Genomic DNA, 12,883 nt, shown 5'->3' with positions numbered 1-12,883 from the left:
AGAGGCAAATACGCATGGCTGAAGTACTTGTGCTCGTCGAGCACGCCGATGGTGCCCTCAAGAAGGTGAGCACCGAACTGATCACCGCCGCTCGCGCGCTCGGTGAGCCGGCTGCCGTGGTGGTGGGTGCCCCGGGCACCGCCGCCCCGCTGACCGACGCCCTCAAGGCCGCCGGCGCGGCCAAGATCTACGTCGCCGAGTCGGCTGACGCGGCGAACTTCCTGGTCACCCCGACCGTCGATGTGCTGGAGGCGCTCGTCGAGTCCGCCGGCCCGGCCGCGGTTCTGACCGTCGCCAGCACCGAGGGCAAAGAGGTCGCCGGTCGTCTGGCCGCTCGCCTGGGTGCCGGCCTGCTGGTCGACGTCATCGACGTCAAGGCCGGCGGCATCGGTGTGCACAGCATCTTCGGTGGCGCTTACACCGTCGAGGCGCAGGCCAACGACGTGCTCCCGGTCATCGCAGTCCGTCCGGGTGCCATCGAGGCCGCCCCGGCCGCTGGTGCCGGCGAGGTCGTCAACGTCGAGGTTCCGGCCCAGGCCGAGAACGCCACCAAGATCACCTCGCGCGAGCCGGCTGTCGCCGGTGACCGTCCGGAGCTCACCGAGGCCAGCGTCGTGGTCGCCGGTGGCCGTGGTGTCGGCAGCGCCGACAACTTCGCGGTCGTCGAGGCCCTGGCCGACTCGCTCGGCGGTGCCGTCGGTGCCTCGCGTGCCGCGGTCGACTCGGGCTACTACGGCGGTCAGTTCCAGGTCGGCCAGACCGGTAAGACCGTTGCCCCGCAGCTGTACATCGCCCTGGGTATCTCGGGCGCCATCCAGCACCGCGCCGGTATGCAGACGTCCAAGACCATCATCGCGGTCAACAAGGACGAAGAGGCCCCGATCTTCGAGATCGCCGACCTCGGCATCGTGGGCGACCTGTTCAACGTCAGCCCGCAGCTGACCGACGCCATCAAGGCTCGCAAGGGCTAGTTCTTCTCTGCACCAGCAGACGCGAAAGTGCCCCAGAACTCCGGTTTTGGGGCACTTTTGTGTCTGGTAAGACTGCTGACAGCAACTAGATACGGTGATGCCAATGTTGAGCCAGGGTCGCGGGCCGGCCTTGCGCGGCCGCGATAGAGAGATCGCGACGCTGCGCGGTCTGTTGTCGACCGCGCAGGCCGGTGGCAGCCAGGTGCTGGTGCTGCGCGGCGAGGCGGGGGTCGGAAAGACCGCGCTGCTGCGGCATGCGGCCGAGACGGCCGACGGATTTCGCCGCATCCAGGTGACGGGCGTCGAGTCCGATATGGAGCTGGCCTACGCGGGCCTGCATCAGCTGTGTGCACCGCTGCTGCATCACCTCGACGAGCTGCCCACGCCGCAGCGCGAAGCATTGGATGTCGCCTTCGGTCGGGGCGTGGGGGCGGCGCCCGATCGGTTTCTGGTGGGGCTCGCGGTGCTCAGCCTGCTGGCCGCGGCGACTGCCGACCAGCCCCTGCTGTGCCTCGTCGATGACGCGCAGTGGCTCGACCAGGTGTCGGTGCAGACTCTCGCCTTCGTTGCGCGGCGCTTGCTCGCTGAGCCCGTTGCGCTGCTGTTCGCGGCCCGTGACGCCGGAGCGGAGGCGCTGGGGACGCTGCCGGAGCTGGCGGTGACGGGGCTGTCGGATGCCGACGCTCGCGACCTGCTCGACTCGGTGCTGTTGGGGCGGGTCGACGAACGGGTGCGCGACCGCGTCGTCGCTGAGACACGAGGGATCCCGCTGGCGCTCCTCGAGGTTCCCCGAAGTGTTTCCGCCGCCGAGCTCGCCGGTGGCTTCTGGAGCATGGGCACCGGGCGCAGCGTGACGAGGCAGGTCGAGGACGGCTACCGGCGTCGCGTAGAGGCGCTGCCACCGGCTGCCCAGCAACTGTTGTTCCTCGCCGCCGCCGACTCGGTTGGGGACGCGGCGCTGTTCCAGAGGGCCGCAACGACTTTGGGACTGTCCGTCGGTGCGCTGGCGCCGGCAGAGGCGGCCGGACTCATCGAGTTCGGTGCGCGCGTGCGTTTCCGCCATCCGTTGATGCGTTCGGCTGTCTATCGTGCGGCCGACGTGAACGCGCGCCGGTCGGTACATCGGGCTCTGGCCGAGGCCACAGATCCCCGGCAGGACCCCGACCGTCGCGCCTGGCATTTCGCCCACGCGGCGGCGGGGCCCGACGACGCGGTGGCCGCGGATCTGGAGCGATCCGCCGGCCGGGCCAAGAGTAAAGGCGGCGTCGCCGCGGCGGCGGCCTTCCTGGAACGTGCGACGGTGCTCACCGCGGACCCGGTCCTGCGCGCGGCACGGGCGCTCGCGGCGGCGCAGGCCAAGCGTGACGCGGCGGCACCGGCTGCGGCGTATGAACTCCTGGCGATCGCCGAACTCGGGCCACTGACGAATCTGCAACGGGCGCAAGTGGATCGGTTGCGGGCCGAGATGCAGTTCGCCCGCAGCCGCGGCGGCGGGCCCGGCGTGCCGCCGCTGAGCGACTCCGTGCAGAAGTTGCTTGCCGCGGCAAGAGATCTCGAGACGCTCGATGCTGACCTTGCCCACGAGACATATCTCGAGGCGCTCGCCGCGGCGATGTATGCGGGCCGGCTCGGTGGGCCGGGCATGCTGGTACAGGTGGCCGAGGCCGCGGGCGCTGCACTCGGCGGTGCGACCGAGCTGCATCGGCCGGTGGACTTGCTGCTGAGCGGGGTGGCGAGCCGCATCGTCACCGGCGGTGGTACCGAACAGATGCGCGCCGCGCTGGACCTCATGTGCCGGCACGCGCAGGATGCCGACGGTCAGCTCCTGCGGTGGATGCCGTTGGGACTGGCCATTGTTCAGGAATCGGCCGTCGGCGAGATTTGGGATGACGGCATCCACCGGCTGCTGGCCACCGCCGTGATTCGTCAGGCGCGTGACGCCGGCGCCCTGGCCGCGCTTCCGCCCGCACTCGCCTTCGGGGCCGGTGTGCATCTGCTGGCAGGCGAATTCGACACGGCGGCAGCACTTATCGCTGAGGCCGCCGTCATCTCGGCGGCGACCGACTATGCCCCGCTGCGGTACCACTCGTTGTCGTTGGCGGCGTTTCGTGGGGTCGCGGGTGACGCAGTCGGCCTCATCGAGTCCGCGGCGGCCGATGCGGCTGCCCGCGGCGAAGGACGGGGAGTCGGCGTCACCGGGTTTCTTTCGGCTGTTCTCTACAACGGACTCGGGCGCTACGCCGAAGCCTTTGCCGCGGCCAGGAACTGTTGCGATTACGAAGACCTGGGCTTCTATAGCTGGTGTCTGGTCGAGCTCGTCGAAGCTGCAACGCGCATCGGGGACAAGGGAACTGCCGAGTGGGCGGTGCAGAGGCTTGCCGCGCGTGCGGGCTCCAGCGGCACCGACTGGGGATTGGGCGCTCTCGCACACTCGCGTGCCCTGGTGGCCGACGACGAGGACGCCGACGCCCTGTACACCGAGGCCATCGAACGGCTCGGGCGCACCGGCGTCGTCTTCCTGCTGGCCCGGGCGCATTTATGTTACGGGGAATGGCTGCGCCGGATGAACCGTCGCGTGGCAGCGCGTGAGCACCTCGGGGCGGCGTTCGAGATGTTCAATCGCATGGGAGCCGAGGCATTCTCGGAGCGGACCCGCCGCGAGTTGATCGCAGCCGGGAAGAAGGTCCGCAAGGAGCCGGTCAGTTCCGGTGACGAGCTGACGACGCAAGAAACCCAGATCGCCGAACTGGCCGCCGGCGGTCTGACCAACCAGGAGATCGGTGCGCAGCTGTTCATCAGCACGCACACCGTCGAATGGCATCTGCGGAAGGTCTTCGTGAAACTCGGCATTACGTCGCGGCGTCAGCTGCGCACGATTATCGCCGCGCACTGAACTGCACCACGGGACCACGAACTTCCAAGGGCTCGCGGCGGTCCGGGATCGGCCACGCTGATCGCATTCCGCGAAAACCCTGAAGTGAAGTGAGTTTTGTGTCCCGCATCCTGTTGCAAACGACGATCACCGAGTGCGCCGACGATTGGGACGTCAGCCGGTTTTCTCTACTGGCGGACGAACTGAGAGCGGCCGGTCATCATGTGATTGCACGCAACCGGTTGTGCCCCGCCGACGACCCGGTGCTGAGTCGTCTGGACGAGCTCGGTTTCGATCAGCTGTGGCTGATGGCGGTCGACGTCGGCGACGGTCTGACGACGGCGGACGCCGAGGGCATCCGGCGGTTTCGAGAGGATGGTGGAGGCGTACTCACCGCGCGCGATCATCAAGACCTGGGATGCTGCCTGAACAACCTCGGATCACTTGGAGTGGTCAACGAATTCCATGATCCGACCATCGATCCCCGCGGGTTGTGCGATGACGTGGACACTCCGAGCATCTCGTGGCCCAACTACCATTCCGGCGCCAACGGCGACTATCAGCCGGTGCTGGTCGACGGGCCGGTGCACGACCTGCTGCGTACGAACCGGACCGCAAGTGGGCGCATCGAATGGTTCCCAGCGCACCCGCATGAGGGATTGGTGGCGGCGAACGGTCCGTTTGCCCGCGCAATTGCCAAGGGCCGCAGCACCACTACTGGCCGACAGTTCAATCTTGCCGTCGTCATCGATGGCGAACAGGCGCAGGACGGCCGACCGATGGGGCGCGCGGTTGCCGAGTCCACCTTCCACCACTTTGCCGACTACAACTGGGACGTCGCTGCCGGGGCACCGTCGTTCGTATCCGAACCTCCCGGGAGGCAGATCGCGGACGATCCGTCGCGGCTGGAGGTCTTCAAGGATTACGTCGCCAACATCGCCGGCTGGCTGCAGCCCATGCCGACTACGGGATTCCAAGGGGTCGGTCAGCCGTCGGCGCGGCGATGCTGAATACACGAAACAGGGCTGTAGGGCCGTGACCAGTGACAGGGGATACGACATGACACTTCAAACGGTGGAAACGACCTCGCCGGTCGGTGGACCAGGACCGGAGCAACCGGTGCCGTCGCACTACGCGCTGACCGTCGGCGATATCGACGTCGTGGTGATCAGCGACGGCGTGCTACCGATGGCGGCTCCGCAGTTGGCTACCAACGCCGCCCCGGAGGTCCGGGCGGCCTGGTTGGACGACATGTTCCTGCCGGCGGACGAACTCGCGTTGCCCTTGAATCAGGTGGTCGTCCGGCACGGAGCCCAGACCATCCTCATCGACGCCGGAGTGGGCGTCGACTACCAGGACTTCACGCCACGGGCCGGGCATTGGGGCGCGCGACTGGAGGCAGCCGGCATCGACCTCGCTTCCGTGACCGACGTGGTGCTGACCCACATGCATTTCGACCACGTCGGTGGCCTGCTCGTCGATGGGGTGAGGGACCGGCTACGCCCGGACGTGCGGATTCACGCCGCTGCCGCCGAGGCGGAGTTCTGGGAGTCACCCGATTTCTCCCGCACCGCGGTGAACGCCAGCATGCAAGACGCGATGCGCTCTTCCGCTACAAGGTTTTTGGACGACTACCGCGGCGTGTTACGGCCGTTCGAAACGGAGTACGAGGTGGCGCCGGGGGTACTCGCCCATCGCACCGGCGGACATACCCCCGGGCATAGCGTCGTCCGGTTGGCATCCGGCGGCGAGAGGCTGACATTCGCCGGCGATGCCGTGCTGCAAGCAGGGTTCGATCACCCGGACTGGTTCAACGGTTTCGAACACGACCCCGAGGAGGCGGCGCGCGTGCGGGTCCGTCTTCTGCAGGAGCTGTCGTCGACCCGTGAGGCGCTGGTGGCGACCCACCTGCCATTCCCGTCGGTCTGCCACGTGGCAGCGGCAGGCAATGTCTTCCGGTGCGTACCGGCGGTGTGGGAGTCCTGAGCGCGCGATCACGTTCCAACTGGCCAGACCTGAATTCAACTGAGGAGCAACAATGTTCGATAGTGCCGACCTGATGAAGGCCATCACGACGATCCAGACCGTCACGCCGCCGTTCATTCCGGCCGATGCCCACGTGATGACGTCGATCATCGAGTGGCCGGCGGGCAGCGCGGGTGCACCGCCGCACCGGCACCCCGGTGGACCGTCGTTCGGTTATGTCTTGGAGGGCGAGATGCTCTTCGAGTTGGAGGGTGAACCGCCGCGAGTCATCAAGGCCGGGGAGGCGTTCTGGGAGCCCGGCGGCGACGTCATCCACTACTCGGACGCCAACAATCGCTCTGATGTGCCGCTGCGGTTTCTCGTGACGATGATCTGCACGCCCGGCGTGCCGATGCTCGTGGTCGTCGAGGAGGACGAACTCGAAGCCCGCAAGGACCGGCGAGTCCGATGACGACCGGGTTCGGCGACATCGTCCGGGCGCGTCGCTCGGCTCGGATGTTCTTGCCGGACAAGCCGGTTCCGCGTGAGCTGCTCGACGAGGCCCTGGCGCTGGCGATCCGGGCGCCGTCGAACTCCAACACCCAGCCGTGGCACGTGTACCTCGTCACCGGCGCGCGGCGCGCCCGGCTGGTCGACGCGCTGCTCACCGCCGTCGATACGGCGCCGCCTGAGGTGGGTTCGGCGGGTCTGCCGCCCCGGTTCGCGCACCTGCGTCGGGAGAGCGGCGCTCTGGTCTATGGCGCGATGGGCATCGAGCGCGGCGATGCGGCGGGCCGCTGGGTGGCGCAGCGGCGCAACTGGGAGTTCTTTCGTGCCCCCGTCGCGGGAGTGGTGTGCATGCACCGCGACTTCGGCGTCGTGGACGCGATGGGCGTCGGAATGTTCCTGCAGACGTTGATGCTGGCATTGACCGAGCGGGGTCTGGGGAGTTGTGTTCAGGTGTCGATCAGTTTTTACCCGGAGGTGCTGCGTGAGCAGCTCGGCATCCCCGAGGAGCTCTCGATCCTGTGCGGGATCGCGATCGGCTACGCCGATCCGGCTTTCCCGGCCAACCACCTTGATACGCCTCGAAATCCGATCCGCGAGAACGTGGCCTTCCTCGACTGATCACCGGGCGCAGACTACGGACTTTCCGGGGTCCGCCCGCCCTCGGCAACTGCCAGGTTTGAAGCTGCACAACCGAAACAACTCGAAAGGGTGTGTCTGATGAAGATCACTGTGATGGGCGCCAGCGGCCAGATCGGTTCGAAGGTCGTCGCGCTGCTCAAAGAAGCGGGTCACGAGACCGTGGCGGCTTCGCGGGACACGGGCGCCGATGTCCTGACCGGCGCGGGCCTGACGGAGGCGCTCGCAGGCTCCGACGTGCTGGTCGACGTCGTCAACTCGCCCGACTTCGCCGACGGTCCGGTGCTGGAGTTCTTCACCAAGTCGGCGACGAACCTGGTGGCTGCGGCGAAGGCGTCCGGCGTCGGCCACTACGTCGCGCTGTCCATCGTGGGGTGTGACGGCCTACCCGACAGCGGCTACATGCGCGCCAAGGTGGCCCAGGAGCGCATCATCACGGGGTCGGGGCTGCCGTACACCATCGTGCGGGCCACCCAGTTCCATGAGTTCGCCGAGGCGATCACCGCGTCCCTGACGGTGGACGGCGAGGTGCGGGTGCCAGACGGCCTCATCCAGCCGATCGCCGGCGCCGAAGTGGCCGCCGAAGTGGCTCGGGTCGCGCAGGCCGCGCCGGTCGACGGCATCGTGAACATCGGCGGGCCGGACAAGCTGACGTTCGCAGGCCTGGCCAAACTGGCGCTGGCCCACCGCGGCGAAAGCCTGCCGATCGTGGTCGACCCCGCGGCCGTCTATTTCGGCACCAAGGTTGGCGACACCGGCCTGGTCACCAGCGGCGACGCCATCATCTCGGACCTCCGGTTGGTGGACTGGCTGGCCACACGGTGACGGAGCTGACCGGGCTGACCGCGCTGGTCACCGGTGAGACCGCGGGCATCGGGTTCGAGACTGCGTGATCATGCTGAAAACGGCCCCCGGACCACAGGTCCGGGGGCCGTTCTCGTTCAGCGGTCAGTAATCCCAGGTTGCGGGCACGCACCGGAAGGTGTCGCCGACGGCCGCCACATGGCACACGGACGGGAACGGCAGGTGCGTCGCAACCAAAGCCTCGCCGGTCGCCGCGACCTCCCGCAGCAGGCGGACACGGACGCGGGCCGCCTCTTCGGGGTCGTGCTCGAAACCGTTCTGCCACTCGGGATTATCGAAGCCGGGAGCGAACACGGCGTCGCCCGCGAACGTCAGCTTCTCGCCACGAGACTCCAGCCGGACCACGCTGTGGCCGGGAGTGTGACCGCCGGTGCGGGAGATGAGCACGCCCGGTGCAACCTCGAAGTCCGTCTCGAATGTCCTTAGTTGGCCACGGTATTCGTTCAGGAACTGCGTGGCGACCCGCTTCAGCACATCCGGAATGGGCTGCGGCATGACCGTGCGCGAGAAATCGGGGGCCTCCCAGAACTCGGCCTCGGCGGTCGACGCGTGAACTCGCAGATCGGGACGCAGTCGGTCCTTCAATCCCTCGGTGATCAGCCCACCGACGTGGTCCATGTGCATGTGGGTCAGTACGACGTCGGTCACTGAATCGAGGTCGACACCAGCGGCTTCCAGTCGCTGGATGGTCTGGCCGGCACGTGGGAAGTCCGGGAATTCGAGTCCCAATCCTGCGTCGACCAGGATGGTCCGATCGCCGCTGCGCACCACGACGACGTTCAGCGGCCAGTCGACGATCTCGGGCGGCAGGAAGTTGTCGCCCAGCCAGCCGGCGAGTTCGGCCGGCGGGGTCTTGGTGGCCAACGTCGATGCGGTGATGGGCAGGACGCCGTCACTGATGACCAGTACTTCGATGTCGCCGACCTGCACCGCGTAGCGCGACGGAACCAACTCATCGAGTGCTGTCTGCCCGAGGTGGGAAATGTTGTCCAAGCTCACGTTGTCTCCTTTGGCTGGTTCGGCAGGGAGTTGACCCTGCGCGGAGTTGAACGCGAGCCGTCCCGCGAAGTCATCCATGCCGCCGCACACCACTGATTTGGGTTGTCGACTACGGACTTTCAAAGGTCCCCTGCGGCCGCCGTGCGACGAGTCTGAATTCGGCGGTGCGATATCACCGGCACCGGTTGCAAAGGGGATTCGATCGTGACGGCAGCGCCGGTGCCGGCCCCCGAACTCGCCGCCCGGTTCGTCGTCGAGGCGGTGCCGCTGTTCGACGCGCTCGGCCGCGCTGCCCGCCGGCTGACGCACAGCGAGGCTGACGCTGAAGATCTGTTGCAGGACACCCTGTTACACGCCTACGAGGGCTTCGGATCGTTCCGGCAGGGCACCAATCTCAACGCGTGGCTCTTCCGGATTCTGCACAACCGGTGGGTCAGCAGGCATCGGTACCGGCAGAGTCGACCCGCGGAAGTGTCACTCGAGGTGGTCACCGCGGGTGGCCATGAACCATGGGCCGCCCGCCGGTCCGCGGAGGTGGAGGTGCTGGATGTCATGTCCGACGCTGACGTCGTGGCCGCGCTTGCCGAGCTGCCCGACGGTGCCCGGACGGCCGTGTTCTACGTCGGGGTCCAGGGCCACACCTACGCCGAGACTGCCGTGCTCATGGGCGTGCCGGTGGGCACGGTGATGTCGCGGGTGTCGCGTGGGCGGCAGCAGCTGCGTATCGCGTTGGCGCACCGCGACCGCCAGGAGTTCGTGGACACAGAAGAGCGCACCGCATGAACCCTTGCCAGAAACTGAAACGTGTTCCAATATGCATCGATGACGCATGGGACCTCGGACACCGACGACGGCACGACGTTCGACCCCGACGCGCTGCGTCAGCGGTACGCCCACGAACGCGCGCGGCGGCTGCGGACCGACGGTATCGGCCAGTACGTGGAGATCGCCGGCCGGTTCGCCGCCTTCGGCGAAGACCCTTGGGCCGAGCCGGGTTTCACCCGTAGGCCGCTGACCGATGAGGTCGACGTCGCGATCATCGGAGCCGGTTTCGGCGGGCTGCTCACCGGCGCCCGGCTGCGGGAATTGGGCGTGGCCGATATCCGGCTCATCGACAAGGCGTCCGACGTGGGCGGCACCTGGTACTGGAACCGGTATCCCGGGATCGCCTGTGACGTCGAGTCGTATGTGTACATGCCGTTGCTCGAAGAGCTGGGCTACGTGCCGGCCGAGAAGTACGCCAAGGGTGCCGAGATCTTCGCGCACTGCCAGGCCATCGCCGAGCACTACGACCTTTACCGCAACGCCTGCCTGCAGACCGAGGTGCAGGAAATCCGTTGGGACCCGGCCGATTCGCGCTGGGTGATCGCCACCAACCACGGCGACGCCATCCGGGCCCGGTTCGTCTCGATGGCCAACGGCTATCTGCAGAAGCCGAAGCTGCCCGGTATCGAGGGCATCACCGAGTTCACCGGCCACGCGTTCCACACCAGCCGCTGGGACTACGAGTACACCGGCGCAGGCCTGGAGAACCTGGCCGACAAGCGGGTCGGGATCATCGGGACCGGCGCGACGTCGATCCAGTGCGTGCCGCGTCTGGCGCCGGCGGTCGGAGAGTTGTTCGTGTTCCAGCGCACGCCGTCGACGGTCGACGTGCGGGCGAACGCGCCCACCGATCCGGCCTGGGCGGCAGCGCTCGAACCCGGTTGGCAGCAGCGTCGCATCGAGAATTTCCAGATCCTCACCGCCGGTGGGCAGGCCGATGAGGACCTGGTGGCTGATGCCTGGACGAGCCTGGCCAAAGCCATGCCGATCGCGAAGGAAGGCACCGACCCGCGGGCCTCGACGGCGGAGCTGGCCGATTTCGCGAAGATGGAGCAGATCCGCGCGCGCATCGACGCGCTGGTGACCGACCCGGCCACCGCCGAGGGGCTCAAGCCCTGGTACGGCTACTACTGCAAGCGGCCCTGCTTCCATGACGAGTACCTGCAGGCGTTCAACCGGGACAACGTCACCCTCGTCGATACCCGGGGCCGCGGTGTCGAGCAGATCAGCGCTGCCGGGGTCGTGGTGGACGGCACCGAGTTCCCTGTGGACTGCCTGATTTTCGCCACCGGCTTCGAGGTCGGCACCGACTACACCCGGCGCACCGGCTTCGAGGTGATCGGCCGCGACGGAAAGACGTTGACCGACAAGTGGTCCGATGGGGTCCGCACCCTGCATGGCTTGCACGTCAACGGATTTCCCAACTGTTTCATCGCCAGCATCGCGCAGTCCGGATTCACGGTGAACTTCCCGTATCTGATCGACACCCAGTCCAGGCACACCGCGTGGGTGATCGCGTGGGCGCTCAAGAACGACATCGCGGAACTGGAAGCGAGCGAAGCGGCCGAGGAGGCATGGGTCCGGAATGTGGTGGCACGATCGGTGGTGATCGCCGGCCGCCGCGAAGCCTGCACACCCGGCTACTACAACCGCGAAGGGCAGCCAAGCGATCGGCTGAACCAGGACAGCTTCTTCTTCGGCAGCCCCACCGAGTACGCCGACATCCTCGCGGCTTGGCGGGATGCGGAAACCCTTGAGGGACTGACGATCACGTGAGCACCGCCCTGCTGATCGACGGGCGGCTCGTGGCGGGCCGCGGTGGCGAGTTCGCGACGATCAACCCGGCCACCGAGGAGACATTGGGGCACGCCGCCGACGCCGACACTGAGGACCTGGACCGCGCGATCGCCGCGGCCCGCACCGCATTCGACGACACCGACTGGTCCCGGGACACCGCGCTGCGGGTGCATTGCCTGCGGCAGTTGCACGACGCGCTCACCGACGAGATCGAGCACCTGCGGACCATCACCGTGGCCGAGGTTGGCGCCCCGGTTTCGCTGACCTACGGCGGTCACCTACAGGCACCAGTCGACGGTCTGGGCTATGTGGCCGACCTCGCCGAAAACTACCAATGGACAACCGATCTCGGGGAGGCCGCGCCGTTCGGTAAACCGACCCGGCGCACCGTGGTCCGCGAGGCCTGCGGTGTCGTCGGCGCGGTGACGCCCTGGAATTTCCCGCACCAGATCAACTTCGCCAAACTCGGCCCGGCGCTGGCCGCCGGCAACACCGTCGTGCTCAAGGCAGCCCCGGACACTCCGTGGTGCGCGGCTGAAGTGGGTCGGATCATCAACGAGCGCACGGACTTTCCCGCGGGCGTCGTGAACGTCATCACCTCCAGCGAGCACCGGATCGGCGCCCAACTCACCGAGGATCCACGTGTGGATCTGGTGTCGTTCACCGGGTCGACGGCCACCGGCCGGGCCGTCATGGTGGCCGCGTCGCACACCGTCAAGAAGGTGTTCCTGGAACTCGGCGGCAAGTCGGCCTACCTCGTGCTCGACGACGCCGACCTGCCCGCGGCGTGTGCCGCCGCGGCCGCCAGTGTCGCGATGCATGCCGGTCAGGGCTGCGCCTTCACCACCCGACTGCTGGTGCCGCGGGCGCGGTACGACGAGGCCGTCGCCGCGGCGGCAACGGCCATGTCCGGCATCGGTTTCGGGGATCCGACCGACCCGGCCACGGTGTGCGGCCCACTGATCTCGGCGCGCCAGCGCGACCGGGTCGAGGGCTACCTGCGGTTGGCACTCGAGGAGGGCGGCCGATTCGCCTGCGGCGGTGGCCGCCCCGCGGACCGGACCCGCGGCTTCTACATCGAGCCGACCGTCATCGCCGGCCTCACGAACGACGCCCGGGTGGCCCGCGAAGAGATCTTCGGCCCGGTGCTCACCGTGATCGCCCACGACGGTGACGCCGACGCCGTGCGCATCGCCAACGACTCGCCGTATGGCCTGTCCGGTGCGGTCGCCGGCACCGATCAGGACCGGGTCGACTGGGTGGCCTCGCGGTTGCGCACCGGAACCATCAACGTCAACGGTGGCGTCTGGTACTCGCCGGATGCACCGTTCGGTGGCTACAAGCAGTCCGGCATCGGCCGGGAGATGGGCCTGGCCGGTTTCGAGGAGTACCTGGAGACGAAGCTGGTCGCCCGGGGCATCGCCGGGATCCGTTGACCCTGTAC

The 12,883-nt window shown here is 67.8% G+C and carries 11 protein-coding genes; 10 read left to right on the top strand and 1 reads right to left on the bottom strand.

All coding sequences use genetic code 11. The features are described 5' to 3' along the window. Positions 1-14: 14 nt before the first annotated feature. The 7 genes from TL10_RS25100 to TL10_RS25070 all read left to right on the top strand — a co-directional run bounded on the left by TL10_RS25100 (position 15) and on the right by TL10_RS25070 (position 7,779). Complete coding sequence (locus tag TL10_RS25100) at positions 15-971, top strand: electron transfer flavoprotein subunit alpha/FixB family protein (RefSeq protein ID WP_043395218.1); 957 nt, start codon at positions 15-17, stop codon at positions 969-971. 103 nt (positions 972-1,074) lie between these two features. Further along, positions 1,075-3,864 carry a helix-turn-helix transcriptional regulator gene (locus TL10_RS25095; RefSeq protein ID WP_043987812.1) on the top strand — a complete coding sequence of 930 codons (2,790 nt, stop codon included), beginning with the start codon at positions 1,075-1,077 and terminating at the stop codon, positions 3,862-3,864. 98 nt (positions 3,865-3,962) lie between these two features. Further along, positions 3,963-4,853 (top strand): hypothetical protein, encoded by an 891-nt coding sequence (locus TL10_RS25090; protein WP_043987811.1) that lies wholly within the window; start codon positions 3,963-3,965, stop codon positions 4,851-4,853. Positions 4,854-4,902: 49 nt separating this feature from the next. Next, positions 4,903-5,829 (top strand): MBL fold metallo-hydrolase, encoded by a 927-nt coding sequence (locus TL10_RS25085; protein WP_043395224.1) that lies wholly within the window; start codon positions 4,903-4,905, stop codon positions 5,827-5,829. Positions 5,830-5,881: 52 nt separating this feature from the next. Next, a complete protein-coding gene (locus TL10_RS25080; RefSeq protein WP_043395225.1) occupies positions 5,882-6,280 on the top strand; it encodes a cupin domain-containing protein in 399 nt (132 codons plus the stop codon). Further along, on the top strand, positions 6,277-6,936 hold the full coding sequence (locus tag TL10_RS25075; RefSeq protein WP_082068079.1) for a nitroreductase: 660 nt from the start codon (positions 6,277-6,279) through the stop codon (positions 6,934-6,936). The genes TL10_RS25080 and TL10_RS25075 overlap by 4 nt, the downstream gene beginning before the upstream one ends. A gap of 99 nt (positions 6,937-7,035) precedes the next feature. After that, positions 7,036-7,779, top strand: a complete 744-nt coding sequence (locus TL10_RS25070; protein ID WP_043987810.1) for an SDR family oxidoreductase — start codon at positions 7,036-7,038, stop codon at positions 7,777-7,779. A 123-nt stretch (positions 7,780-7,902) separates the two neighbouring features. Here TL10_RS25070 and TL10_RS25065 read toward each other — a convergent pair whose 3' ends face one another. Beyond that, positions 7,903-8,817, bottom strand: a complete 915-nt coding sequence (locus TL10_RS25065) for an MBL fold metallo-hydrolase (protein ID WP_043987821.1) — start codon at positions 8,815-8,817, stop codon at positions 7,903-7,905. A 204-nt stretch (positions 8,818-9,021) separates the two neighbouring features. Here TL10_RS25065 and TL10_RS25060 point away from each other — a divergent pair, with 204 nt between their 5' ends. Genes TL10_RS25060 through TL10_RS25050 form a run of 3 tightly spaced genes read left to right on the top strand, consistent with a single transcriptional unit; the run spans position 9,022 to position 12,875 of the window. After that, positions 9,022-9,600, top strand: coding sequence for a sigma-70 family RNA polymerase sigma factor (locus TL10_RS25060; RefSeq protein WP_043987809.1), 579 nt, complete (start codon positions 9,022-9,024; stop codon positions 9,598-9,600). Between the two features lie 39 nt (positions 9,601-9,639). After that, on the top strand, positions 9,640-11,418 hold the full coding sequence (locus TL10_RS25055) for a flavin-containing monooxygenase (protein WP_043987808.1): 1,779 nt from the start codon (positions 9,640-9,642) through the stop codon (positions 11,416-11,418). Then, positions 11,415-12,875: an aldehyde dehydrogenase gene (locus tag TL10_RS25050; protein WP_043987807.1), complete on the top strand. Its 1,461-nt coding sequence runs from the start codon at positions 11,415-11,417 to the stop codon at positions 12,873-12,875. Before TL10_RS25055 ends, TL10_RS25050 begins: the two co-directional genes overlap by 4 nt. The last annotated feature ends 8 nt before the right edge of the window (positions 12,876-12,883 follow it).

Source organism: Mycolicibacterium llatzerense (assembly GCF_000878195.1).
Lineage (GTDB): Bacteria > Actinomycetota > Actinomycetes > Mycobacteriales > Mycobacteriaceae > Mycobacterium > Mycobacterium llatzerense.
Note: the sequence above shows the minus strand (reverse complement) of the source record. Positions and strands in the feature narration are given on the sequence as shown.